Annotated in this window: 22 protein-coding genes and 1 pseudogene; 16 read left to right on the forward strand and 7 right to left on the reverse strand. The window is 70.4% G+C overall.

From position 1 onward, the window contains the following. Positions 1 to 17: 17 nt before the first annotated feature. Together ACFOWZ_RS38250 and ACFOWZ_RS38255 are read right to left on the reverse strand one after the other, a co-directional pair. The gene (locus ACFOWZ_RS38250; protein ID WP_382378844.1) at positions 18 to 821 is read right to left on the reverse strand and encodes an IclR family transcriptional regulator domain-containing protein; all 804 of its coding nucleotides are present in this window, start codon (positions 819 to 821) and stop codon (positions 18 to 20) included. A 140-nt stretch (positions 822 to 961) separates the two neighbouring features. Continuing rightward, the gene (locus tag ACFOWZ_RS38255; RefSeq protein WP_382378845.1) at positions 962 to 1933 is read right to left on the reverse strand and encodes a TerC/Alx family metal homeostasis membrane protein; all 972 of its coding nucleotides are present in this window, start codon (positions 1931 to 1933) and stop codon (positions 962 to 964) included. A 215-nt stretch (positions 1934 to 2148) separates the two neighbouring features. Here ACFOWZ_RS38255 and ACFOWZ_RS38260 point away from each other — a divergent pair, with 215 nt between their 5' ends. From ACFOWZ_RS38260 to ACFOWZ_RS38275, 4 genes are read left to right on the forward strand one after another with little or no spacing between them, the layout of a single operon-like run. After that, complete coding sequence (locus ACFOWZ_RS38260; RefSeq protein ID WP_382378846.1) at positions 2149 to 2805, forward strand: hypothetical protein; 657 nt, start codon at positions 2149 to 2151, stop codon at positions 2803 to 2805. Positions 2806 to 2824: 19 nt separating this feature from the next. Then, the gene (locus tag ACFOWZ_RS38265) at positions 2825 to 3652 is read left to right on the forward strand and encodes a CPBP family intramembrane glutamic endopeptidase (RefSeq protein WP_382378847.1); all 828 of its coding nucleotides are present in this window, start codon (positions 2825 to 2827) and stop codon (positions 3650 to 3652) included. Beyond that, positions 3649 to 4779 carry a sensor histidine kinase gene (locus ACFOWZ_RS38270; protein WP_382378848.1) on the forward strand — a complete coding sequence of 377 codons (1131 nt, stop codon included), beginning with the start codon at positions 3649 to 3651 and terminating at the stop codon, positions 4777 to 4779. Before ACFOWZ_RS38265 ends, ACFOWZ_RS38270 begins: the two co-directional genes overlap by 4 nt. Then, positions 4776 to 5432 (forward strand): response regulator, encoded by a 657-nt coding sequence (locus ACFOWZ_RS38275; protein WP_030467217.1) that lies wholly within the window; start codon positions 4776 to 4778, stop codon positions 5430 to 5432. The genes ACFOWZ_RS38270 and ACFOWZ_RS38275 overlap by 4 nt, the downstream gene beginning before the upstream one ends. A 10-nt stretch (positions 5433 to 5442) precedes the next feature. Here ACFOWZ_RS38275 and ACFOWZ_RS38280 read toward each other — a convergent pair whose 3' ends face one another. Both ACFOWZ_RS38280 and ACFOWZ_RS38285 read right to left on the reverse strand, forming a co-directional pair. Then, positions 5443 to 5793 (reverse strand): hypothetical protein, encoded by a 351-nt coding sequence (locus ACFOWZ_RS38280; protein ID WP_382378849.1) that lies wholly within the window; start codon positions 5791 to 5793, stop codon positions 5443 to 5445. 13 nt (positions 5794 to 5806) lie between these two features. Then, positions 5807 to 6943, reverse strand: coding sequence for a PucR family transcriptional regulator (locus ACFOWZ_RS38285; RefSeq protein WP_382378850.1), 1137 nt, complete (start codon positions 6941 to 6943; stop codon positions 5807 to 5809). Positions 6944 to 7029: 86 nt separating this feature from the next. On the opposite strand from ACFOWZ_RS38285, the gene ACFOWZ_RS38290 reads away from it, so the two are divergent. The 4 genes from ACFOWZ_RS38290 to ACFOWZ_RS38305 all read left to right on the forward strand — a co-directional run bounded on the left by ACFOWZ_RS38290 (position 7030) and on the right by ACFOWZ_RS38305 (position 11902). After that, positions 7030 to 8085, forward strand: a complete 1056-nt coding sequence (locus tag ACFOWZ_RS38290; protein WP_382378851.1) for a ferredoxin reductase — start codon at positions 7030 to 7032, stop codon at positions 8083 to 8085. 73 nt (positions 8086 to 8158) lie between these two features. Next, entirely contained in the window at positions 8159 to 9271 is a 1113-nt protein-coding gene (locus ACFOWZ_RS38295; protein WP_382378852.1) for a fatty acid desaturase family protein, read from the forward strand. 124 nt (positions 9272 to 9395) lie between these two features. Next, a complete protein-coding gene (locus tag ACFOWZ_RS38300; RefSeq protein WP_382378853.1) occupies positions 9396 to 11168 on the forward strand; it encodes a CocE/NonD family hydrolase in 1773 nt (590 codons plus the stop codon). Positions 11169 to 11188: 20 nt separating this feature from the next. Beyond that, positions 11189 to 11902, forward strand: a complete 714-nt coding sequence (locus ACFOWZ_RS38305) for a class I SAM-dependent methyltransferase (protein ID WP_382378854.1) — start codon at positions 11189 to 11191, stop codon at positions 11900 to 11902. A 1-nt stretch (position 11903) separates the two neighbouring features. On the opposite strand, the gene ACFOWZ_RS38310 is transcribed toward ACFOWZ_RS38305, so the two are convergent. Both ACFOWZ_RS38310 and ACFOWZ_RS38315 read right to left on the reverse strand, forming a co-directional pair. After that, positions 11904 to 12563 carry a response regulator gene (locus ACFOWZ_RS38310; protein WP_382378855.1) on the reverse strand — a complete coding sequence of 220 codons (660 nt, stop codon included), beginning with the start codon at positions 12561 to 12563 and terminating at the stop codon, positions 11904 to 11906. Next, on the reverse strand, positions 12560 to 13381 hold the full coding sequence (locus tag ACFOWZ_RS38315) for a sensor histidine kinase (protein ID WP_382378856.1): 822 nt from the start codon (positions 13379 to 13381) through the stop codon (positions 12560 to 12562). The genes ACFOWZ_RS38310 and ACFOWZ_RS38315 overlap by 4 nt, the downstream gene beginning before the upstream one ends. 103 nt (positions 13382 to 13484) lie before the next feature. Here ACFOWZ_RS38315 and ACFOWZ_RS38320 point away from each other — a divergent pair, with 103 nt between their 5' ends. The 3 genes and pseudogenes from ACFOWZ_RS38320 to ACFOWZ_RS38330 form a co-directional block, all read left to right on the forward strand. Further along, positions 13485 to 14177 carry an ABC transporter ATP-binding protein gene (locus ACFOWZ_RS38320; RefSeq protein ID WP_382378857.1) on the forward strand — a complete coding sequence of 231 codons (693 nt, stop codon included), beginning with the start codon at positions 13485 to 13487 and terminating at the stop codon, positions 14175 to 14177. Next, on the forward strand, positions 14174 to 16498 hold the full coding sequence (locus ACFOWZ_RS38325; protein WP_382378858.1) for an ABC transporter permease: 2325 nt from the start codon (positions 14174 to 14176) through the stop codon (positions 16496 to 16498). The genes ACFOWZ_RS38320 and ACFOWZ_RS38325 overlap by 4 nt, the downstream gene beginning before the upstream one ends. A gap of 18 nt (positions 16499 to 16516) precedes the next feature. Next, positions 16517 to 18640: pseudogene (locus ACFOWZ_RS38330) on the forward strand (penicillin acylase family protein); the annotation flags it as partial. Positions 18641 to 18660: 20 nt separating this feature from the next. Here ACFOWZ_RS38330 and ACFOWZ_RS38335 read toward each other — a convergent pair. Further along, positions 18661 to 19455, reverse strand: a complete 795-nt coding sequence (locus ACFOWZ_RS38335) for a crotonase/enoyl-CoA hydratase family protein (protein ID WP_382378859.1) — start codon at positions 19453 to 19455, stop codon at positions 18661 to 18663. A 34-nt stretch (positions 19456 to 19489) separates the two neighbouring features. Here ACFOWZ_RS38335 and ACFOWZ_RS38340 point away from each other — a divergent pair, with 34 nt between their 5' ends. From ACFOWZ_RS38340 to ACFOWZ_RS38360, 5 genes are all read left to right on the forward strand, one after another. After that, the gene (locus tag ACFOWZ_RS38340; RefSeq protein ID WP_382378860.1) at positions 19490 to 19780 is read left to right on the forward strand and encodes a hypothetical protein; all 291 of its coding nucleotides are present in this window, start codon (positions 19490 to 19492) and stop codon (positions 19778 to 19780) included. A 43-nt stretch (positions 19781 to 19823) separates the two neighbouring features. After that, complete coding sequence (locus tag ACFOWZ_RS38345; protein WP_030467203.1) at positions 19824 to 20423, forward strand: sulfite oxidase-like oxidoreductase; 600 nt, start codon at positions 19824 to 19826, stop codon at positions 20421 to 20423. Then, positions 20393 to 21133, forward strand: coding sequence for a ferredoxin reductase (locus ACFOWZ_RS38350; RefSeq protein ID WP_382378862.1), 741 nt, complete (start codon positions 20393 to 20395; stop codon positions 21131 to 21133). The genes ACFOWZ_RS38345 and ACFOWZ_RS38350 overlap by 31 nt, the downstream gene beginning before the upstream one ends. Positions 21134 to 21146: 13 nt before the next feature. Then, positions 21147 to 21413 (forward strand): DUF6510 family protein, encoded by a 267-nt coding sequence (locus tag ACFOWZ_RS38355; protein WP_030467201.1) that lies wholly within the window; start codon positions 21147 to 21149, stop codon positions 21411 to 21413. A 381-nt stretch (positions 21414 to 21794) separates the two neighbouring features. Further along, a complete protein-coding gene (locus ACFOWZ_RS38360) occupies positions 21795 to 24881 on the forward strand; it encodes a PA14 domain-containing protein (protein ID WP_382378863.1) in 3087 nt (1028 codons plus the stop codon). Positions 24882 to 25116: the final 235 nt, after the last annotated feature.

Below are 25116 nucleotides of genomic sequence, written 5' to 3' on the forward strand. Positions count from 1 at the left end.
TGCGCGTCAACCCCGGCTCAGGCGACGACCACGTGCGGCACCGTGTCGAGCCGGGCGAAGTCCGCGCTGATGTCGCCCGCGGCTTGCAGCAGGAGCGGCAGGTGGTGCTCGATCATGCGCTCGACGGTCGTCTCGGCGGCGTGGCAGTTGACGTTGAGCGCGGCCACGACCGTGCCGTTCCCGTCCCGCAACGGCGCCGCGATCGACCGGATCCCCGGCGCGAGCTGCTCGTCGGTCAACGCCCACCCGCGCGCCCGCACGTCCCGCAGCTCCGCGTCGCGCTCGGCGGCGTCCGGCTGCCACCTCGGCGTCAGCCCCGACCGCGACGGCTGGGCGAGCACGGCCTCCAGCTCGGCCGGAGGCAGGGCCGCGAGCTGCACTTTTCCCAGCGACGTCGGCAGGGCCGGGAACCGCGTCCCGATCTGCACGGACAGCGTGACGATCTTCGGCACGGCGACCCGCGCGACGTAGACGATGTCCGAGCCGTCGAGCTGCGCGATCGAGCACGACTCGTTGGTCCGCGCGCCCAGCCGCTCCATGTGCGGCCGGGCGACGTCCCAGAGCCCCATCGACCGCACGTACGCGACGCCGAGCTCGAGCACCTTCGGCGTGAGCGCGAACCCGGTCTCGCTGTGCCGCACGTACCCGAGCTCGGCCAGCGTGAGCAGGATGCGCCGCGCGGTCGGCCGCGCCAGCCCCGTCGCCGCCGCCACCTCGCTGAGCGGCATCACCGGACGCAACGGCTGGAACGCCCGGATCACCTCGAGACCGCGGGCGAGCGCCTCGATGAAGTCGGGGCCGGTGTCAGGTCGTGCAGGCATGCGCCCCACGGTAGCGGACGGTTGTCCGTTCGCTCAGGACCTCGACACCAGCGCCGCGCAGGCGATGACCAGCGCCGTCAGCACGAGGAGTGTCACGGACGCGTCCACGAGGAAGCCGATCAGGCGCGCGGTGGCCACGGTCAGTCCGATCGCGCGTCCGCGGTGCGGCGCGAACGCAGGCTGGTCAGCGTGACGACGCCCAGCACGACGACGATGACGCCCAGCGAGACCAGCGTGGGGATCTCCGGCACGGCCGGCCAGATCCCGTGGGCCCAGTGCAGCACCAGCTTCACCCCGATGAACGCGAGGATGATCGCGAGCCCGTGGTTGAGGTGCACGAGCTTGGCCAGCGCCGAGTGCAGCACGAAGTACAGCGCGCGCAGGCCGAGCAGGGCGAACGCGTTGGTGGTGAACACGAGGTACGGGTCCTCGGTGATGCCGTACACCGCGGGCACCGAGTCGATGGCGAACACGACGTCGGTCGCGAAGATCGCCACCACCACGACCGCCAACGGCGTGAGCGCGCGCCGCCCGTGTTCACGGACGAACATCTTGGTACCGCGGTAGTCGTCGGTGACCGGCATCAACTTCCGCAGCAGCCGCACCGACCGCATCTGCGAGGTGTCCCCGACCGCCTCCGCGCCGGTGACCGCCGCGTGCAGGATCTTCACGGCCGACGCGAGCAGGACCAGGCCGAAGACGAGGAACGCCCAGGTGCCCGCCGACAGCATCGCGGCGCCGGCGGCGATGAAGACACCGCGCAGCACCAGCGCGCCGACGATGCCGTAGAGCAGAACCCGTTGCTGCACGGCCGATGGCACGGCGAACGCGGCCAGCAGCAGCATGAAGACGAACAGGTTGTCGACCGAGAGGGACTTCTCGACCACGAAACCCGTGACGAACTCCAGCGCCTGACCACCGCCGAACGCCGTCCACAACCACAGCCCGAACACGAACGGCAGGGCGAGGTAGAACACCGACCAGCCCGTGGCCTCCTTCACCGACACCTCGTGCGGGCGGCGGGTCACCACGAAGTCGACCACCAGCAGCGCCAGCAGCACCACGATGCTGACCAGCCACAACGTCGGTGACGCGATGGATTGTGCGGGCACGGGACCTCCTCGAACGAGTGCGTTCGAGGTCTCCTTCGCCCTGGTGGGGCGGCCTCCCGAGGGCACCAGCGGGGTGTCCGTACTGACCGGGCAGGCTCTTGGGAAGTACTCCCCTCGCGGAGGAGTATCCCCAGAGGGTCGCGAAAAGTAAAGCGACCTTAAAGGAAGGTTAACGGGTTGCCACTCAAGCTGCTCGAGGCCCGATAGTGGGCCGCATGGACGACCACGACCGGCTGATCGACGACTTCTGGAACGAGATCAGCGAGGACCTGCGAGCGAGCCCGGCCTTCGCAGACCTGTTGCGCAGCCACCGTCCGAACCTGCCGGACGAGCCCGCCGGCGAGCAGCTCGAGGCGTGGATCGAGCTGGCGAACCTGCTCCAGGACAACGACTTCCGCCGCGCCGTGCGCGAACAGCTGCGCCAGACCTGCTCGCTCGACGGTGCCGAGGTGATGATGAGCCCCGAGATGCTGGGCGCGTTCGGCAGGGGAGGGGAGATCCTGCAGGACGCGCAGACGGCGCAGCTGGCCGGTTTGCCGTCGGACTCGCCGCGAGGGCGCGAGATCGCCGGCCGGTACGTGACGTTCATGGGGGAGCTCGCCGGGACGCCGGACAGCCCCGAGTTCCGGCTCAGGCTCGCCGCCGACGTCCTGCACGTCGAGGAGCTCCACCTGCAGGCGGTCGAGGAGGCGGCCACGCGGCCCGATCCCCACACCAGGTACCAGTCGCTGGTGGCGACGATCAACGGGACGGCGCAGGAGGCCGCGGCCTTCATGCCGTACGCCTGGCTGTCCGCGGCGCTGAAAGCGAGTCTGTCCCCCGAGCGAGCTACACGTGAATGTCCACCGCGCGGGGACGTTGCGGAACCCTGAAATCCCTAGCGTTTCCGCCATGCGAATCCTGAAGCAGCTGGTCCTCGTCGTGGTGGTCTCCGTGGCCGGTAGCGCGGCCGTTCAGGCGGCCGGCTGGAGCACCCCGCTCACGTTCGTCCTCGGCCTCGCCACGGCGGCGCTGACACTGGCCGCGTACGCCTGGGTCGTGCGTCGGACCGAGCGCCGCGAGCCCGTGGAGGTGGCGCTGAAGAACGCCCCGGCCGCCCTCGGGCGCGGGGTTCTCATCGGACTCGGGATGTTCGTGGCGGTCGTCGTGAACATCGCCTTCCTCGGCGGTTACGAGGTGCGCGGCTGGGGTTCGGCAGGAGGCGCGATCGCGATCTTCGGCTTCATGGCCGCCGCCGCGGTGACGGAGGAGGTGCTGTTCCGCGGTGTGCTGTTCCGGATCGTCGAGGAACGCCTCGGCACGTGGATCTCCTTGACGCTCACGGGTTTGCTGTTCGGGCTCGCGCACGTGTTCAACCCGAACGCGACGCTGTGGAGCGCGCTCGCCATCGCCGTCGAGGCCGGTTTCATGCTCGCCGCCGTGTACGCCGCCACGCGCAACCTGTGGGTGCCGATCGGGGTGCACTTCGGCTGGAACTTCGCGCAGGGCGGCATCTTCAGCACCAGCGTGTCGGGGCAGGACGCGCCGCAGGGGTTGCTGGACGGCATGACGTCGGGGCCCGCGCTCGTCAGCGGCGGGGAGTTCGGGCCGGAGGCGAGCCTGTACTCGCTGCTGGCCGGTGTGGTGGTGACGGTGGTCTTCCTGTGGCTCGCGAAGCGCCGGGGCACGATCGTGCCGCGCCGGGGACGTTCCGCGCCGGCCGCTACGCTCGCCGCGTGAACCGCGCGATCCGGGACCTCTGGCGCCGGTTGGACGTCACGGTCCAGGACGCTCCGATCGCGCTGCTGCTCGTCCTCGCCTCGTTCGTCCCGGCGTTGCACAGCAAGGGCACGCAGCTCGGTGACCTGCCGGCTCGGCCGATGGACGCGCTCGCCGGTGTGGTGATCGCGCTCGAATGCCTGCCGCTGATCGTGCGCCGCCGGTGGCCCGCGGTCTGTCTTGTGGTTGTGTCGCTTGCCTTTGCCGTCGACCAGTTGCGCGGCTATCACACGGTTGCCGGCACCGCGTTGCCCATCGCGTTGGTGAGCGCCGGACTGCACCTGGAGTTCCACCGCCGCGCCACCGTGATCGTGGCGACGGTCGCGTACGTGGCGCTGGCGATCGGGCTGGACCGCGACGGGTCGACCGAGGGTGTCGCGGGGTTCGTCACGTTCTACCTGGCGCTGGCCGCCGCGTGGGGTATCGGTGCGTGGCTCTGGTTGTCGCGCAGCGCGGAGGCCGAACGCCGCCGCCACGTCGCGGAGGCCACCCGCGTCGCCGAACGGACGTCGATCGCCCGCGAGCTGCACGACGTGGTCACCCACCACGTGACGGCGATGGTGGTGCAGGCGGAGGCGGCGCGGTACCTGACCGCGGCGCCCGACCGGCTCGACCAGACGCTCCAGGCGATCACGGACACCGGCCGGCGGTCCCTCACCGACCTGCGGCACCTGCTGGACCTGCTGAACCCCGACCACAGCCCCGAGTTCGTCGGCGACCTTCGCGGCCTGGTCGAGCAGACCCGGCAGGCCGGTCAGCCGGTGGAGTTCGCGGAGGAGGGCGAGACCTCGCGTGACGCGGGCAGCGCCGAGGCCGTGGCGTACCGGGTCGTGCAGGAGGCGTTGACGAACGCGCTCAAGTACGCGCACGGCAATCAGACGAAGGTGCATGTGCGGTACGGCGAAAGAGAGATCACGGTGGAGGTCGGCACGGAGGGCGTCAGGTCGTCCGCGGCGTCCGGCGGCAGCGGGCGCGGTCTGGCGGGACTGCGCGAGCGGGTCGACGTGCTGGGCGGCGAGTTCTCGGCGGGACAACGGGAAGGCGGTTTCGTGGTCCGGGCGCGCATCCCCGCGGGGAACCCGTCGTGACCGCACCGGTCCGCGTGCTGGTCTGCGACGACCAGGCCCTCATCCGCACCGGCTTCGCCACGATCATCGACGCGCAGCCCGACCTCGAGGTGGTGGGGGAGTGCGGGGACGGGCGCGCGGCGATCGAGCTGGCCGGGCGGTTGAAGCCGGACGTGGTCGTCATGGACGTGCGGATGCCGGTGCTCGACGGCATCGAGGCGACCAGGTTCCTCGCGGGCGCCGGGGTTCCCGATCCCGTGAAGGTGCTCGTGGTGACGACCTTCAACCTCGACGAGTACGTCTACGAGGCGTTGCGCGCGGGCGCGAGCGGGTTCCTGCTCAAGGACGCCCCGCCCGCGCAGCTGCTGCACGGCATCCGGACCGTCGCGGGCGGTGCCGCGTTGCTCGCTCCCGAGGTGACGCGCCAGCTCGTCGGCCGGTACGCGGCACGCATCCGGCCGGCCGAGCACGCCGCGGAGACCCAGCTGGCACCGCGCGAGCTGGAGGTGCTGCGGCTCATCGCGGAAGGCCTGTCCAACAGCGAGATCGCCGCGGCGCTGGTGATCAGCCAGGAGACGGTGAAGACGTACGTGTCCCGGATCCTGACGAAGCTCGACCTGCGCGACCGCGTGCAGGCTGTCGTCTACGCCTACCGGCGCGGCCTGGTCACCTGATCCGCGCGGGTCAGATCGCGGTCTGCCCCTTCGCGGGCGTCGCCACGATCCGCGCGGTGACCGCAGGCGGTGGTGCGGCGACCCCGGGACCTCCCGCGTCGATCCAGTCGATCACGCCGTGCACCGCGTCGTCGTCCAGCACGGACCCCACCCACACGGGCTTGGCACCAGCGGCCCGCGCGGCGGGGCTGGGCTGCACGACGACCACGTTCGACACCTCGCACGCGTCCAGGCAGTCGGCCACGCGCACCGTCGCGAGCCGCTCGCGCAGCACCCGGAGCTGGTCGTCGTGGTCGACCTCCGGGTGCTTGCGCTCGGTGCCGCAGCAACACCCGCGGCAGACGGTGATCTTCGGAGTCATGGTCTTGATGTACTCACGTGCGCAGCCCGACCGCCAAGGTGAGTTCGAGCACTCGGTGCGCCGAGGTGAGGTCAGGGAACAGGTCCCGCAGCTGGCCCATCCGGTAGCGGACGGTCTGCGGGTGCACGAACAACGCCGCCGCCACCTCCTCACGCCTGCCGTGGTGCAGCAGCCACGCCCGAAGCGTTTCCTCCAGCCGTCGCGCGGAGCTGGCTGGCAGGGCGCGCAACGGTGCGAGCGCGCGCGCACGCAGGTCTGCGTAGGCGTCGGGGTCGGCGGTGAGCACCAGTTCGGCCAGGTGCTCTTCGGTGTCGCGGATGTCGGCAGAGAGCGAACGCGCGCGTACGGCCCGTGCGTACGAGGCAGACGCACGCATCCATGGGCGCGCCGGGCCGACCACGGCGTTGCGGTTGGTGAGCTGCCTGAGGAGGTGGGCGCGATCGGCGTCCGGCACCAGCAGCACTCCGGTCGCGTCCGGCAGGTCGTCCAGCACCAGCGTGGAGGGGTCGAGCGCCCGGTACGCGGGCCGCGCCTGGAACGCGGGCAACAGGACCACGGTCAGCGTGGTCGGCGCCTGCCACCCGGCTCGATGCGCGGCGGCGAGCAGCACGTCGGCGCCCGCGCCCGCGAGCAGGTCACGGGCCAGCTGCTCCAGGTGGCGCTCGTGGGCCAGGCCTCGTGCGGCCAGCTCGTCGGCGTGGCCCGCGGCGCTCGCGGCGGACAGCTCGTCGATGTAGGCGAAAGTCAGCTCGGCGAACTTCGCCACCTCCGCCGCGGGCAGCCCCGCCGGAACGGCACCCGCGGCCAGCCCACGCCACGCCACGCGCGCGCCGACGCGGTAGGCGCTGAGCAGCGCGTCCATCGACCGGCCGTCCCGCACCTCGCCGCGACCCAGCTCGTACGCCGCGTCACTGGCGTCGCCGCCCGTGGCTGTGCCTCCGGCGAGATCCAAGTAGTGTCCGAGCGCCGTGCGAACGGCACGGCGGATCGTGCCACCCATGCGCCCGGAAAGGGCGTTGGCATAGCTCGGGACCTCGTCGATGATGGCCTGCACCACCTCGTCGGCGGTCTGCTTCAGCACCGCCCTCAACGCGGTGACCGTCGTCTCATCGAGGGCCAATTCGGTGGCCCTCTGCATTGCGTGACTCACGTTTTGTTCCCTGCGAACAATTCGGCTGGCCAAATTCACGTCCTGCGGACAGGACTTTACGCCCTGAGGCGCATCAAGCTGGAGTCATGACGAGTACCGCCCTTCGCAGCAGGGCGTGGAAACTGCTGGAGATGGTCACGACGCCGCTGCTGCCGTCGGACTACCTCGACCTGTTCAGCCCGCTTCGTGCGGGCGCGGACCTGCGAGGACGCATCGAGGCCGTGCATCAGGAGACCCCGGATGCCGCCACCATCGTGATCCGGCCCGGCAAGGGCTGGCGAGGCCACGTGGCCGGTCAGTACGTCCGGATCGGCGTCGACGTCGACGGCGTGCGCCTGTGGCGTGCCTACTCGGTGACATCGCCGACGAACCGCCAGGACGGCCGCATCACGATCACCGTGAAGGCCATCCCGGACGGCAAGGTCAGCAACCACCTGGTCCGGCACGCGAAGCCGGGCACCGTGATCCAGCTCGACCAGGCGACCGGCGAGTTCGTGCTGCCCGCGGCCAAGCCCGCGAAGGTGCTCTACCTGACGGCGGGCAGCGGCATCACCCCCGCGATGGGCATGCTGCGCGACGCTCAGCTCGAGGACGTCGTGATGGTCCACTCCGCGCCGCGCAAACAGGACGTCATCTTCCGCAACGACCTGCACGACCTGGTCGCCGACAAGAGCCTCCGTCTGGTCGAGCTGCACACCGACACCGACGGCATGCTCGACGTCGCGCGGCTCCACGAGCTGGTGCCCGACTGGGCCGAGCGCGAGACCTGGGCCTGCGGTCCGACCGGCATGCTCGACGCCGCCGAGGCGCACTGGGCGGCCAACGGCATCGCCGACCGCCTGCACACCGAACGCTTCCGCCCCAGCATCGTCGTCGCCGGAGACGGTGGCGAGGTCACGTTCGGCACCACCGGCAAGACCGTCGAAGCGGACGGCGCCACGCCGTTGCTGGACGTCGGCGAAGCCGCTGGTGTGCTCATGCCGTCCGGGTGCCGCATGGGCATCTGCTTCGGCTGCAGCACGCCGCTCAAGGCGGGTGCCGTCCGCGACCTGCGCACCGGCGAGATCACCGAGGCCGAGCCGGGCGTGCTGGTGCAGACCTGCGTCTCCGCCGCCGCCGGCCCGTGCGAACTCGAACGCTAGCCACCACCACAGACCTTCTTCCTCCCGCGAAGTGGCCCGACCCCCAGCCACTTGTCCCCCGAAAGCGAGCTACATGACCGCCATCGACCCCACCGCCCACCTCACCGCCGAGCAGATCGAGGAGCTCGGCCGCGAGCTGGATGCGATCCGCGACGAGGTGATCGCCAGCCGAGGTGAGAAGGACGCCGCCTACATCCGCAAGGTGATCGCGGCGCAGCGCAAGCTCGAGCTGGTCAGCCGCGGCATCCTGCTGTTCTCGATCTTCCCGCCGGCCTGGATCGTCGGCACCGCCGGCCTGTCCGTGGCGAAGATCATGGACAACATGGAGATCGGCCACAACATCCTGCACGGCCAGTGGGACTGGATGCGCGACCCGAAGATCCACTCCACCACGTGGGACTGGGACCACGTCTCGCCCGCCGAGCAGTGGAAGCACTCGCACAACGAGCTGCACCACAAGTACACCAACGTGATCGGCAAGGACAACGACCTCGGCTACGGCATCATGCGCGTCGACGAGGACCAGAAGTGGCACCCGATCCACCTCGGCCAGCCGCTGTGGAACTTCATCAACGCCTGCTTCTTCGAGTACGGCATCGCCGCGTACGACCTGGAGCTCGGCAAGAACCTGCACAAGCGCCGCCGCAAGAACCCCGAGTTCATCGCGCGGGCCAAGGCCGTGGGCCGCAAGATCCGCAAGCAGGTGCTCAAGGACTACGTGATCCACCCGCTGCTGTCGGGCCCGTCGTTCCTCACCACGCTCGCGGCGACGTTCACCGCGAACATCGTCCGCAACCTCTGGTCGCACTCGGTGATCATGTGCGGGCACTTCCCCGAGGGCGTGCAGGTCTTCGAGCGCCGGTCCATCAAGGGCGAGACGCGCGGCCAGTGGTACCTGCGCCAGATGATGGGCTCGGCGAACATCAGCGGCAGCAAGGCCATGCACTTCATGACCGGCAACCTGTCGCACCAGATCGAGCACCACCTCTTCCCGGACCTGCCGAGCAACCGCTACGCCGAGGTCGCCGTCAAGGTGCGGGCGCTGTTCGAGAAGTACGAGCTCGAGTACGTGACCGGGCCGCTGCCCAAGCAGGTCTTCTCCGCGTGGCGCAAGGTCTTCCGCCTGTCGCTGCCGAACAAGAAGGTCAAGACGCCGGACCGCGAGCGGGAGCTCGTCGCCGCCTGACAACTGGTAATTGTCCAGACCTTTCGGCCGTACTGGTTTCGCCACCAGATCCGGTGAGATTCCTTCGCAGGGCCCGATCCGTTGTATCCCTGCTGCTTGATCGGGCCCTCCGACGGAGGAACTCATGCGAAGGGTCAACCTCGTCGTGGCCGCGGTGCTGGCGGCCACGACGATCATCACGCCCGTCTCGAACGCCGTCCCTGCCGCGATCACCGAGACGGTCTACGTGGAGTCCACAACGGACAGTGACGCGGACGGCGTGCTCGACCGGATCGCCGCCGACGTCATGCGGCCGGACACCGCCGAGCGGGTGCCGATCGTCATGGAGGCCAGCCCCTACTACGGGCTGGGCGCGGAGCTGGCGTCCTCGACGGTGCCGCGCGGGTTCAAGCGCTGGTACGACGAGTACTTCGTGCCGCGCGGGTACGCCGTCGTCGAGATGGAGATGCAAGGCACCTCCCGTTCGACCGGCTGCCCGACCACCGGCGGTCCCGAGGACACCGCGAGCGTGCGCGCAGTCGTCGACTGGCTCAACGGCCGTGCCGAGGCGTTCTACGCCGACGGCAGGCCCGCGGTCGCGAGCTGGAGCACCGGCAACGTCGGCATGCTCGGCGTGTCCTACAACGGAACCCTGCCCAACGCCGCCGCAGCGGCGGGCATCCCCGGCGTCAAGACGATCGTGCCGATCGCGGCGATCTCCAGCTGGTACGAGTACTCCCGCGACCAGGGCATCGCCTACCGCGGGACCCATGCGAACAACTACCCGACCTACCTGGCGAACTACGTCGTGAGCGCGGCGCAGAAGACCAAGTGCCAGGCGGTGCGCGACCGGCTGGCACGCGAGGACGGCGACGAGACGTTCGACTACACCTCGTTCTGGAAGACCCGCGACTACCGTCAGACGGCGCAGAACGTGTCCGCGTCGGTATTCGTCGTGCACGGCCAGGGCGACTGGAACGTCAAGCCCTCGCAGTTCGGCCGCTGGTGGAAGGAGCTGGCTGACAGGGGAGTGGCGCGCAAGATCTGGCTGCACCGCGGCGGTCACCTCGACCCGATCTCGTTCCGCCAGGCCGAGTGGCAACGCGTCATGGGCCTGTGGATGGACCACTGGCTCAAGGGCGTCGACAACGGCATCATGCGCGAGCCGATGGCGGACGTGCAGAAGCCCGACGGCAGCTGGGAACAGCACGCCGCCTGGCCGCAGCCCGGCACGCAGGACACCACGCTGTACTTCGGTCCCGCGTCCGGTGGCGTCGCGGGTTCGTTGACCGCGACGCCGGGCACCGGTGGCACGCAACGCCTGGGAGACAACGCGAACCTCAGCGAGTCGGCCATGATGGCGAACCCCGAGGTGAGCGACTCTCGCCGGCTCGTCTACGTGACGGCGCCGCTCAAGCAGGACGCCCGGCTGTCCGGCGAGGTCCGTCTCACCGCCCGCGTCGCCTCCAACCGGCCGTCGACCCCGCTCACCGCGTTGCTCGTCGACTACGGCCCGAGCACGCAGGCGGTGCTCACCGACCGCAGCCCGATCCAGCTCTCCACCGAGACCTGCACCCGCAGCGACCTGCGCGACCGCACCGGCTGCGCCCGCCCGCCGGACGTCTCCGTGCAGGCGGTCACCGCGACCCTGCTGACCCGCGGCGCGATCGACGCGAAGAACCGCTCCTCGCTGGAGGCCTCAACCCCGTTGCCCACCACCACGACCGCGGACGTCAGCTGGCGGATGCACGCGCGGGACGCCCTGATCCCGGCCGGCCACCGCATCGGCGTCGTGATCGTCACCAACCACGGCCAGTACGTCGCCACGGACACCGGCGCGAACGGCATCTCGCTGAACGTGTCGCTCGGCGTCAGCAACGTCGTGCTGCCGATCGTGGGCGGAGCAGTCAACACCTGATTCGTGTACAGATTGATTGCATGACCCAGGTCCAATCCGAATACGACCGCGCGGCCGAGGCGTACAACGCCGAGAACGAGTCGAACCTGCAGAACGCCTACTACGAACGGCCCGCGACCCTCGCCCTGGCCGGTGAGGTCGCGGGCCGCCGCGTTCTCGACGCGGGCTGCGGAGCCGGCCCGCTCTTCGCGGCGTTGCGGGAGCGCGGTGCCGTCGTCAGCGGCATCGACGTGAGTCCGGGAATGCTGGAGCTGGCGCGCCGGCGACTCGGCGCCGGCGCGGACCTGCGGGTCGCCGACCTGGCCGACCCGCTGCAGTTCGCCGACGACACCTTCGACGACGTCATCGCGTCGCTGGTGCTGCACTACCTGAAGGACTGGGGACCGACGCTCACCGAGTTCCGGCGCGTGCTGAAGCCCGGTGGCCGGCTCATCGTCTCGGTGAACCACCCGACCGCCGAGTACTCGATCGCGCGCCTGTCGGGGCACCGGCCCGACTACTTCGAGACGTACGCCTCGCCCGCGGAGTGGCAGGTGGGGGACCACACGATCAACGTGACGTTCTGGAACCGGCCGCTGCACGCGATGACCGACGCGTTCACGGCGGCCGGGTTCCGGATCTCGGTGCTGAGCGAGCCTCAGCCCGCGCCGGAAGCGCGGGAGATGTTCCCGGACGACTTCTTCCTGCTGTCGACGGCGCCGAGCTTCCTGTTCTTCGTGCTCGAGGCCGCCTGACTCACGCGCCGGGCGTGACCAGGCCCGTCTCGTAGGCCAGCACCACGGCCTGGGCCCGGTCCCGCAGCTCCAGCTTCGCGAAGATGCGGGCCACGTGCGTCTTCACCGTCGCCTCGCTGAGCGTGAGGTCGTCGGCGATCTCCGAGTTCGACCGGCCGTGCCCGACCAGCGTCAGCACCTCCCGTTCGCGCGGCGTCAGCGCGGCGAGGTCGCGGTGCACCACGGGCGCCGCCGGCGCGCCCGAGGCGAACCGTTCGACGAGACGGCGGGTGATCGACGGTGCGAGCAGGGCGTCACCGGTCTCGATCAGGCGCACTGCGGCGACGAGGTGCTCCGGCGTGACGTCCTTGAGCAGGAAGCCGCTGGCGCCCGCGGCGAGCGCCTCGTAGACGTAGCGGTCGAGGTCGAACGTCGTCAGCATCAGCACGCGGGAGTCGCCCGGCTCGCGCACGATGCGGCGGGTGGCCTCCAGGCCGTCCATGCCGGGCATGCGGATGTCCATGAGCACCACGTCCGGCCGGAGATCGCGCACCGCCGACACCGCCTCGGCGCCGTCGGCCGCCTCGCCGACGACCTCGATGCCGCCGGACGAGAGGATCATGCGGAAACCGATGCGCACGAACGCCTGGTCGTCGGCGATCACGACGCGGGGCGCGGTCACGGTCGCTCGATCGGGATCTTGGCGCGGACGCGGAACCCTCCGCCGAGCCGCCTGCGCGCGTCGAGGTCGCCGCCGAGCACGGCCACTCGCTCGCGCAGACCCAGCAGGCCGCGGCCTGGTCCGTCCTCTGTGGACACGCGGTCGCCGGACAGCGTGCTGGGGCCGGTGTTGAGCACCTCGACCCGCAGGTGGTGGTCCGCGTACCGCACCGTCACCTCAGCCTTCCTCCCGTCGCCGTGCTTCAGCGCGTTCGTCAGCGCCTCCTGGACGATCCGGTACGCCGCCAGGTCGACACCGGACGGCAGCGGCCGCGGCTCGCCGGAGATGCGCACCTCCACCGGCAGCCCGGCGAAGGACATGCGGTCGACCAGCGAGCTGAGCCGGCTCAGACCCGGTTGCGGGGACAGCAGATCGTCGCCGTCCGCGGAGGGCGCGAGCAGACCCAGCATGTGCCGCAGTTCCGTCATCGTGTCGCGGCCCGCGCTTTCCACGGCCAGCAACGCGTCGGTCGCCTCACCGGCCCGCGTGTCGAGCACCCGGCGCGCGGCACCGGCCTGCACGACCATGACGCTCACGTTGTGGCTGACGATGTCGTGCAGCTCCCGCGCGATCCTGGCGCGTTCGGCGTCGACGGCGGTGCGGACGGCGGTTTCCCGTTCGCGCTCCAGCAGCCAGCCCCGCTCCTCCACCGCACGGGTGTACGCGCGTCGCGCCGCTGCCAGCCGCACCGCGAAGAACGCGGCGGCCAGGCAGGCGACGACGGCCACCACCAACTCCCACACCCCGTCACTGTCCCAGAGGTGCGGCGGCGCGCGCATCACACCCCGGATGCAGCCCGTACATCCCTGGGATGACCCCCTCCGGCAGGTTACCTCCCCGGACTGACGCCCCCTGCCGCGTTCGTTGAGCAGGATTGCCGCCATGCAGAACGCAGACGCCGTCGTCGAGATGACGAACGTGCGCAAGGAGTACAGCGACTCGATCGCACTCGACGGGTTGTCGCTGACGATCCGCGCGGGGGAGGCGGTCGCGGTGATGGGGCCGTCGGGCAGCGGGAAGTCGACCCTGCTCAACATGATCGCGGGCCTCGACCGGCCGACGTCCGGCTCGGTCGTGGTGCACGGCAACGACCTGGGGAAGCTCGACGAGACCGGCCTCGCGTTGTTCCGCCGGCGGGGCATCGGCATGATCTTCCAGTTCTTCAATCTGCTCGACGACCTGTCGGCGCTGGACAACGTCGCCCTCGCCGCGCAGCTGACCGGAACTCCCGCGAGTCAGGCTCGCGCCCGCGCGCTGGAGCTGTTCGGAGAGCTCGGCATCCCCAACCGCAAGAACGTCTACCCCGCCCAGCTCAGCGGCGGCGAACGGCAGCGCGTCGCCGTGGCCAGGGCGTTGATGAACCGCCCGGCGCTGCTGCTCGCCGACGAACCGACCGGCGCGCTGGACAGCAGGTCCGGCGAGCAGGTGATGGACCTGCTGCTCGACCTCAACCAGATCGGCCAGACGTTGCTGCTGGTCACGCACGACGAACGGCTCGCCACCCGGTGCGCGACGCGGTTGATCGAGGTCGCGGACGGCCGGATCGCGCGTGAGCACAGTCTGGAGCGCGCGTGAACGCGGTGTGGCACGCGGCGTGGGCCGCGGTGCGGCGGCGGAAGCTGCAGACGATCGTGATCGGTGTCGTGGTGTGCGCAGCGAGCGCGACGCTGGTGATGGCCCTCGGGCTGCTGGAGGCGGCGGCCGCGCCGTTCGACCGGGCGTTCGCCACGCAGCAGGGTGCGCACCTGTCCGCCGCGTTCGACCCGGCGAAGGTGTCCGAGGCCGACCTCGCCCGCGCCGCCGGGAAGGCCGAGGCGTCGGCGGGCCCGTTCCGTCAGGCCACTGTGGACACTTCGGAGGGTGAGGTGTTCCTCGGCACGCTCACCGTCGTGGGGCGCGCGGATCCCGGCGGCCCGGTCGACCGGGTGTCGGTCTGGCAGGGACGGTGGGCGACCGGCCCCGGTGAGATCGTCCTGAACCGCGCACCCGGCTCCGACGGCCGGATGGAGCTGGGCTTCCGCCTCTCGTTGCCGGGACGGCCGGTGCTGACCGTCGTCGGGTTCGCCCGCTCCGTCACGGGATCCGCCGACGCGTGGGTCACTCCCGAGCAGGTGACGGCACTGCAACCGACGGCCCTGCAAATGTTGTACCGCTTCGGCAATGCGGACACGGCGGCCGAGGTCGACGCCGGTCGGGCCGCCGTCACGGCAGGGCTTCCGGCGGCCGCGTTGCTCGGCACGCTCTCGCACCTCACCGTCAAGGACAAGGCGACGTCCGAACTCGGCGTCTTCATCCCGTTCCTGATGATCTTCGGTGTGCTCGGCCTGGCCGTGGCGATCCTCATCGTCGCCAACGTGGTGAGCGGCGCGGTGGTCGCGGGCCTGCGGCACATCGGGATGCTCAAGGCGATCGGCTTCACGCCGAACCAGGTCATGGCCGTCTACCTGGTGATGGTCTCGATCCCGGCGGTCGCGGGCTGCGCGGTCGGCACGGTCGTGGGCAACATCTTCGCGAAACCGGTCGTGCAGGACGCGGTCGAGGGTTTCGGCGTGGACCAGCTGAGCTTCGCGCCGTGGGTGAACATCGCAGCGGCGGTCGGCATGCCCGTCCTGGTGGCATCCGCCGCGCTCGTCCCGGCACTGCGGGCGCGCCGGCTGCCGGCGGCGCGGGCGATCAGCGCCGGCGTCACCCCGCACACCGGGCGGGCGCTGCGGATCCAGCGCCGGCTCAGCGGCACGAGGTTGCCGCGTTCGGTGAGCCTCGGCCTCGGCCTGCCCTTCGCCCGCCCCGGCCGCAGCGCGCTGACGCTGGCCTCGGTCGTGCTCGGCGTCATGACAGTGACGCTCGCAGCGGGCGTGACCATGTCGATGACGGCCTACAACAACGCCGTCAGGCCCAACCACACCGACCGCGTCGAGCTGCTCGCCGGACCACCGCCGGGCGCTCCCGTCTTCGCGGAACCGGGTGCCGAGCCGCCGGCGGCGAAGCTGAGCGACGCCGAGGACGAGTCGATGCTGCGGTCGTTGCCGGGAACGTCGGCCGTGCTGGCGATGTCCCAGCTCGACACCGAGGTCGCCGGTGGCACCCAGGAGGCCACGATCCTCTTCTACCGCGGGGACACCGCCGCGCTCGGGCCGCGTGTGCTGACCGGGCACTGGCCGGACGGGCCCGGCCAGGTCGTGGTGCCGTCGAGGTTCCTGAACCAGCGCGGGCTTTCCGTCGGCGACACGATCACCGTGCAGGCGCGGGGGAACCGGACGCAGGTGAAGATCGTCGGGGTCGTGCTGACCAACAACGCCGACCAGATCTTCGCCGACTGGACCACTTTGAACGTGCTGGCACCCGGTGCGCGCGCCAGCTCGTACCAGGTGCGGATGGCACCCGGCACGGACCGGGACACCTACACGGCCGCGGTGCGCTCCGGTGATCCGGGACTGCGCGTCCTGCCGCCGCGTGACGGCACGTCGTCGACGGCCGTGATCATCATCAGCGCGGCGGTGGTGCTGACGCTGGTGCTCGGTGCGGTGGCGGCGCTCGGCGTGTTCAACACCGTGGTGCTGAACGCCCGCGAACGCCGCCGCGATCTCGGCATGCTCAAGTCGATCGGCATGACACCGCGCCAGGTCACCGTGCTGCTGGTGACGTCCATGGGCGCGCTGGGCGTGGTCGGCGGGTTGATCGGTGTGCCTCTTGGCATCGCGGTGCACCAGCTCGTCGTGCCGGCCATGGCGCACGCGGGCCAGGCCGACGCCGTCGACATCCTCATGGAGGTCTACCGCGCTCCGGCGCTCGCTCTGCTGGCGCTCACCGGAGTCGTGATCGCGGTGCTCGGCGCACTTCTGCCGGCCAGGGGAGCGGCGCGCCTCTCGATCGCGACCGTTCTGCACAACGAATGAAATCAGGGGGATCAACGAATGCGTCGATTTGTGGCGTTGTCACTGGTGTTCGCGGGGGTGCTGACCGCGTGCCCGCCCGCCGTCGCCGACAGCGGCACGGTGATCCGGCGGACGTCGTACGGCATCCCGCACGTCAAGGCGGGGGACTACCGGAACCTGGGGCTGGGGCTCGGTTACGCGTTCGCCGAGGACAACGCGTGCACCATGGCCGACCTGGTCGTGACGCTGTCGGCCGAGCGCACGCGGTGGTTCGGTCAGGAGAACCTCGCGAGCGACCTGTACCACCAGCAGCTCAACCAGTCCAAAGTGGTCGAACGGCAGATGGTGCACCAGTCGAGGCAGGCACGTGATCTCGTGCGCGGCTACGTGGCCGGGTTCAACCGCTACCTCGCTCGGACACCGGATGCCTGCGGTGGCGCGAAGTGGGTGCGGCCGATCACCGAGCTCGACGTGTGGCGGCGCGTCCACCAGGTCGCGGGCCTCACCGGCGGTGAAGGTCTTCAGGACCAGATCGTGTCCGCACAACCGCCAGGCGCTCCGGTCGCCGCGGCGGCGCGTGAGTCCAGGGAACGCCCTGGCAGCAACGGGATCGCGCTCGGCAGGTCGGCGACCGCGGCCGGAACCGGGATGGTGCTGGGCAACCCGCACTTCTACTGGGACGACGACTGGCGCTTCTACCAGCAGCACCTCACGATCCCCGGCGAGCTGAACGTGAGCGGCGCGGGACTGTACGGCGTGCCGGTCGTCGGCATCGGGCACAACGACAGGCTGGGCTGGACCCACACCGCGTCCGAGGCGAAGACGTTCACCGTGTCGAAGCTGACCCTCGTTCCCGGCGACCCCACCGGCTACGTCGTGGACGGCCAGGTGCGTCGCATGATCGCCGAGCAGGTCGCGGTGCCCGGTGGGACGCGGACGCTGTACCGCACTCCCGACGGGCCGCTGGTCGAGGACGACGGTGTGCTGCAGTGGACCGACACGACCGCGTACGTGCTGCGCGACGTCAACCACGGCAACCTGCGCCTGGTCGACCAGTGGCTCGCCGTGGCCCGCGCTCGCAGCGTGCCGGACCTGCACGCGGCACTCGTCCGCCACCAGGCCCTGCCGTGGATGAACACGCTCGCCTCCGACGCCACCGGCACTGCGTATTACAGCGATGTCCAGGTCGTCCCGCACGTCACCGACGACCTGCGGGCCCGCTGCGGCACCGGTCCGGACGTCGGTCTGGTGATCCTCGACGGCAGCCGTTCGTCCTGCGACTGGGGCCGCGACGCCGACGCGGTGGTGCCCGGAACGCTGGGCCCGAACCGGTTGCCGAGCCTGGTCCGGCAGGACCACGTGAGCAACATGAACGACAGCCCGTGGCTCGCGAACCCGGCCGCGCCGCTGACCGGCTATCCGTCCATCGTCGGTGACGTCGGCACGGAACGATCCGCGCGCACCCGCCTGGGCCTGGACATGATCGGCGCCAACCGGTTCACGTTGTCCACTGTGGAGGCAGCGATGTTCGGCAACCGCAACCTGACCGCCGAGCAGGGCCTTGCCGACGTTCTGGGGATGTGCCAGGCCAACCCGACGCTGACCGGCAGCGACGGCCGTCCGGTCGACGTCCGCGCTGCCTGCGCGGCACTCGCCGGGTGGTCGGGAACCGGTGACACGGGCCCGAACAGCCGAGGTGCGTTCTTCTGGCGCACGTTCATCATGCTGAGCGGGCGGCCCGGCGTGAGCCAGTGGGTGGTGCCCTACGACCCGGCCGACCCCGTGCACACCCCGCGCGGCATCAACGCGGCCGATCCCGGAGTCCAGCGCTCCTTCGCTGACGCCGTCACTGCTTTCGCGGCCGCCGGTGTCGCGGTGGACGTGCCGCTCGACGCCGTGCAGCAGTACGAGGGCATCCCGATCCACGGATGCCGCGGCCCGGAAGGCTGCTTCAACGTGATCTCCGTGCCGAGTCCGCCCCGGCGGGCAGCCGAGATCCCGCACGGGTCGAGCTTCGTGATGGCCGTCGAGCTCACCGCGAACGGTCCGCGCATGCACTCGCTGCTGATCTACGGCCAGTCCGCGGATCCCGCGTCACCGCACCACACCGACCAGGCGCGGCTCTACGAGCGCAAGCAGTGGCTCATCGGCGCCTTCACCGAACGGGAGATCGCCCGCGACCCTCATCTCACCGTCCGGGTTCTGACCTGGTCGAACGTCCCGTGCCTGCCGGCGCCGCCCGCGAACCGGGCGGCCCCGGCGGCACCTTCCCGTTGCACGATCGGCACTCCCGCCACCCCTTCGGCCCGCAGCGCCTCCGCCAGCGGCAGGTCGAGCCCCGCGTAGGTCGACGCCCGATCCGTGAGCACGCACTCGAACGGAAACGCGGCGATCTGCTCCGCCAGCTCCAGCGCGACGGCCACCGCCCGGCCGGGCTCGACGACCCGGTTGGCCAGCCCCATCGCGAGCGCCTCCGCGGCGTCCACCGGCCGTCCGGTGAGGATCAGGTCGAGCGCGCGCCCCAGCCCCACGATCCTGGGCAGGCGAGCCGTGCCACCGTCGATCAACGGCACACCCCACCGCCGGCAGAACACCCCGAACACCGCGTCGCTCTCCACGACCCGCAGGTCGGCGAGCAGCGCCAGCTCCAGCCCACCCGCCACCGCGTACCCGCTGACCGCCGCGATCACCGGCTTGCTCAACTGCAACCTGCTCGGCCCCATCGGCGCCGCGCTGCCGCCGTCGGGATCGAGCTCGTTGCGGCGCGCCGGGTCCGCGACGGAGGTCAGGTCCGCACCGGCGCAGAACGTTCCGCCCGCCCCCGCGAGCACCGCCACGCGCTGGGAGTCGTCGGCCTCGAACGCCAGGAAGGCTTCCCGCAGCTCGGCGGCCATGGGGCCGTCGACGGCGTTGCGCCGGTCGGGGCGGTCCATCCAGATCACCGTGGTGGTGCCGGTCTTCTCGATCCGCACGTCCATGCGCCGAGCGTAGAGGGCTGCCAGGAAGGTCGGCGTGACCGAACGCTTGGCGGGCAAGGTCGTCCTGGTGACCGGCGGAACCTCCGGCATCGGGGAGGCGATCGCACGCCGAGCCGAAGTCGGGCGCGCCCTCGCCGACGAGCTGCGCGCCAACGGCGGCCGAGCCTTGTTCGTGCCCACCGACGTCCGGGTCGAGGCCGACGCGCAGGCCCTGGTCGCCGCCGCCGTGGCCGAGTTCGGACAGTGCGGTGAACAACGCGGGCACGGTGACCCTTCCGGTCCCGGCGCCGCGCTGCCGATCGACGGGGGCGCCACCGCGCAATGATCCGCTGTGGCGTTCGCGCTCCGGCTGTCGTCTACTGTCACGCATGGCAATCGTCTCTCCCGGCTTCACCGGGCGGCGCCGGTCACCCGACGCGCAGCTGCCGCCGGGGCAGTACCTCGCGGAGGACTTCCCGGTGCTCACCGCCGGGCCGACCCCGCGCGTGACGACCGACCGGTGGGAGTTCACCGTCAGCACCGAGGTGGGCCAGCGGTACAACTGGTCGTGGCAGCAGCTGATGGAGCTGCCCGCGGAGAAGATCACGACGGACATCCACTGCGTCACCAAGTGGTCGAAGCTCGGCACCCGCTGGAAGGGCGTCTCGCTGGACGTGCTGCTGGAGGACGTGGAGACGGCGGCGGACTACGCGCTCGTGCAGTCCTACGGCGGTTACACGACCAACCTGCCGTTGGAGGATCTGCTCGACGGGCAGGCGTGGGTGGCTTACCGCTACGACGACGATGACCTCACGCCCGAGCACGGCGGACCGGCCAGGTTGCTGGTGCCGCACCTGTACTTCTGGAAGTCGGCCAAGTGGGTCCGCGGGATCCAGCTGCTTCTCGAGGACGAACCCGGCTTCTGGGAGAGCGCGGGCTACCACGACTACGGAGATCCATGGCGCGAACAGCGGTATCAGGGCGACTGACCTGGCGGGTGGCCGAACTGGCCGAGACCGCCGATCTCACCGCAAGCGCGCGCAGGCTCGTGTTCGACGTGCCGGGCTGGCCGGGACATCTGCCGGGCCAGCACGTCGACCTCCGGCTCACCGCCGAGGACGGCTACTCCGTGCAGCGCAGCTACTCGATTTCGTCCGCGCCCGACGGCGACCGGATCGAACTGGCCGTGCAGCGGGTGGCCGACGGCGAGGTCTCGCCGTACCTGTGCGACGTGCTGGCCGCGGGCGACCAGATCGAGCTGCGCGGCCCGGTGGGCGGCTGGTTCGTGTGGCGACCCGCCGACCAGGCACCGGTGACGCTGGTCGCCGGTGGCTCCGGCATCGCGCCGCTGATGGCGATGATCCGCGCACGGGCAGCCGAGGGCAGCCGCGTGCCGTTCCGCCTGGTGTACTCGGTGCGCACGCCGGACGACGTGTACTTCGCCGACGAGCTGCGTCGACGAGCGCGCGAGGACGCGGGCCTCGACGTGAAGCTGGTGTACACCCGGCGGACTCCGGAAGGTTCTCCGGAGCCGCCGGGCCGGCTGGGTGTGGCCACCATCAACACGTACGCCTGGCCCGCGGAGTTCACCCCCAACTGCTTCGTGTGCGGGCCCACCGGATTCGTCGAGACGGTGTCCGACGTCCTCGTGGCGCTCGGCCACGACCCGCGGCGCATCCGCACCGAACGCTTCGGCTGACAGGAGACCACCGATGAGCGACGACCACGTCGACGGCAACGCGCTCGCGGGCGACCTGCGGGAGATCTTCGCCGTGGACCTCACCGCGGCGACGGGACGGTGCGCTGGCTGCGGGTACCAGGGGTCCGTGGCGACGTTGCGCGTCTACCGCAACGCGCCGGGGCTGGTGGCGCGCTGTCCGCACTGCGAGGAGGTCGTGCTGCGGCTGGTGCGCGGCCGGGACCGCGCGTGGCTGGACCTGCGGGGCACGGTGAGCCTGGAGATCCCGCTGCCGTCGTAGGGCGGGGACTGGTGCTTTCGGCGGTCGTACGTGCACGCCGCCGAACCGATGGGTGGTTGACGCGGACTCCGGCGCCACCACCGTTCGTGGTGGTGCTCGCGCTGGCGGCCGCGAGTGCTTTCGCGGCGGTGTGGACGGTCGTGCGGTGAAGGGTGAGCTGGCCGGCCGGGACGAGATGATCGGTGCGCTGGCGTTGCTGCCGGGGGCGCTGGTCGTGGGACTGGTCGGCGTGGTGCTCGGGTGAGCCCGTCACGGCCGGTGAGAAACCTGTCCGGTTTGTCGTGCCCGTTACCCCCGATCGGCCGTAGCCGGTCCCAGAAGCCTGTGCCTGGATAGATGGGAGCGCTCTTACAACGTTGTAAAACGAAGGGGATCTCGCCGATGAGAAAAGCCGCCCCCGCACTCGTCGCTCTGCTGATGGCGCTGGGTGTCGCGCCCGGCACGTCACCGGCCGATGCCACCGAGCCCGTGCACGGCCTGAAGGGCGAGTACTTCAGCACGTCGGCGCCGGGTGCGCGCGACTTCGCCACTCTCGCGGGAACCGTGCTCGACGCCGAGGTGAACCACCCGGACCTGACGTCGGTCTTCGGGTTCCTGGCCGGCCGCACCGAACACACGACCGCGCGCTGGACCGGCAGCATCACCGTGCCGCGGACCGGCGACTACACGTTCCACGCCATTGGTGACAACGGTTTCCGGCTGTTCGTGGACGGCAAGCCGGTGATCGACCACTGGGTCGGCGACTGGGACCGCGAGCAGACCAGCGCGCCCGTGACGCTCACCGCGGGCCGCAAGTACGACTTCCGGCTGGAGATGTTCCAGGACACCGGTGGCGCCAACATGTTCCTGCGCTGGTCGAGTGCCTCGATCGCCAAGCAGATCGTGCCGGAGTCCGCGTTCACGCCTCCCGCGGACTTCCAGGTCGTACCGCGCGACGCGAGCGTGTCGGCGGACGGGCGGGTGCTCACGGCGGACTTCGGCGGGCGCGTCACGGGTACCGCGGACCTCCAGGACCACCTGCGGATCGAGGCGGACTCGACGCCGATGCCGATCGCGGCGATCGTGCCCAACCGCACGCGTGTCACCGTCCGGCTGGCGGAGGAAGTGCTGAAGGGACAACGGGTCCGGCTCTTCTACGACGGTGCGGGGACGCTCGCCGTGGACGGCGCCAAGGTGCAGAAGACCGCGCGCACCGTTGAGAATTCTTCGATGGAGAGGCTCAGGACGCCCTGGGGCGAGAAAGTGGACACCCGCAACCCGTTGCCGGAGTACCCGAGGCCGCAGCTGGAACGCGAGAAGTGGCTCAACCTGAACGGTCCGTGGGAGTTCGCGGGCGCGAAGGCCGGGCAGCAGCCGGTGTTCGGGCAGCGGCTGCCCGAGCGCGTGATCGTGCCGTTCCCGATCGAGTCGCAGCTCTCCGGACTGGAACGGCACGAGGACCACATGTTCTACCGCCGCACGGTCACCGTGCCGCGGGACTGGTCGGGGCAGCGGGTGAAGCTCCACTTCGGAGCGGTCGACCACGAGGCCAGGGTGTGGGTCAACGGCAAGCTGGTGGCTGAACACTCCGGCGGCTACACGGCGTTCAGCGCGGACATCACCGGCGCGATCAAGAACGGCGAGCAGGAGATCGTCGTCGCGGTCACCGACACGACCGGTCCGCACCAGCCGAAGGGCAAGCAGTCCCGCGACCCCGGCGGGATCTTCTACACGCCGTCGTCGGGCATCTGGCAGACCGTGTGGATGGAACCGGTGCCGGACAAGGCGATCGACGAGATCAAGATGACGCCCGACCTCGCCACGAGCTCGCTCGCGCTGGAGGTCAGGTCGGCCGGGAACGCGACCGTCACGGCGATTGCCAAGGACGCCAGGGGAAAGCAGGTCGGCACGGTCACCGGGCGGGCCAACGCCGAGCTGTCCCTGCCGGTCGCCAACCCGCACCTGTGGACGCCGGACGACCCGTACCTGTACCAGCTGGAGATCAAGCTCAACGGCGACCGGGTCAAGAGCTACTTCGGCATGCGGTCCACCGGCATCGCGAACGTCGGCGGGCAGCCCAAGCTGACGCTCAACGGGAAGCCGATCTTCTCGTTGATGATGCTGGACCAGGGTTTCTACCCGGACGGCCTCAACACGGCGCCGAGCGACGAGGCGCTGGTGTTCGACCTGAAGGCGCAGAAGGACCTCGGCTTCAACTCGGTGCGCAAGCACATCAAGGCCGAGCCCGCCCGCTGGTACTACCACGCCGACCGGCTGGGGTTGTTGGTGTGGCAGGACTTCGTGTCCGTTGAGGACGGAAGTGCCGTCGAGGGGCAGCAGGCGTTCCTCGACGAGAACCGCGAGCTGATGAAGCAGCTCCACAACTATCCGTCGATCTACGCGTGGATCGTGTTCAACGAGGGCTGGGGCGAGTGGGACCGCACCGTCACCGGCGAGATCACCGACAGCGTGAAGGCCGCCGACCCGAGCCGGATCGTCAACGCGCACAGCGGCGTGAACTGCTGTGCCTCCAAGGGCGATTCTGGCAAGGGCGACGTGATCGACCACCACGACTACAACAACACCGACCCGGCACGCCCGGACGGCAAGCGGGTCGTGATGGACGGCGAGCACGGCGGGTTCACCCTGCGCACGCCGGGACACCAGTGGCCGGGCGCGCCGACGGTGATCTACAGCGGCGTGCCGGACAAGGCGGCGCTGACCGCGAAGTACGTCGACAACACCCGCACGTTCTACCTCGGGCAGGCGCGTGCCGAGCTGTCTGCGTCGGTCTACACGCAGGTCACCGACCTCGAGAACGAGCTGAACGGGATGTGGACCTACGACCGCAAGAGGATCAAGGTCGATCCGGGTCCCGTCCGCGAGATCAACAGGCGGGTGATCGAGGCCGGCGAGAACGCGGGCAAACCGTACCCGTACGCGGGACGCGGCGAGTGGAAGCTCGACGAGGACGGGGGAACGACGGCGGAGGACTCGAGCGGAGGCGGCAACCCGCTGACGCTGAGCCCGACCGGTGCCACATGGAAGGACGGTGCCCTGGAGTTCACCAACGGCTCCGCGGACACCTACGGCCCGGTGATCGACACGACCGGCGACTACACGGTGTCCGCGAAGGTGCGGCTCGACGAGGTCCCCGGCAACTTCGCCACGGCCGTGAGCCAGGACGGCAGGGAACGGGAGAACCCCTTCTACCTGCAGTACGGGCAGGGCGCGTTCGCGTTCAGCACGCCGGGCGGCAACCGGGCACGGTACGAGATCACGCCGGAGATCGGCCGCTGGTACGAGCTCAAGGGCGAACGCAGGGGTGACGAGATCCGGCTGTACGTGGACGGAACGCTGGTCGCGACCGCTCCGGCGGGACCGGCGCTCGTGAGCACCGGTGCGTTGTCGGTGGGACGGGCGAAGTTCGGCGGTCAGAACGCCGACTTCTGGCACGGTGCGATCAAGGAGGTGCGCGTCAGCTCCTAGTAGTGCTTTGTCAGGTCGACCAGGAGTCTGGGCAGCAAAAGCGCCGGTAGTCGCGCTCTCACGGTGTCGTGTCCGTCAGTTGGTTGTACTTGGCGGCGAATGTAATCGTTTACTGATCACGCTAACTACTGCCAACTTTGCTGGTAGTGGCCGCGAGAGCGGGGTTCCACGCCTCGAGGCGGTCGAAGACCTCCCGGCCGCCGTCGAACTTCAGCGAGTCGAGTGGGGCGCGCGG

This window comes from Lentzea rhizosphaerae (assembly GCF_042649515.1).
Classification (GTDB): domain Bacteria; phylum Actinomycetota; class Actinomycetes; order Mycobacteriales; family Pseudonocardiaceae; genus Lentzea; species Lentzea aerocolonigenes.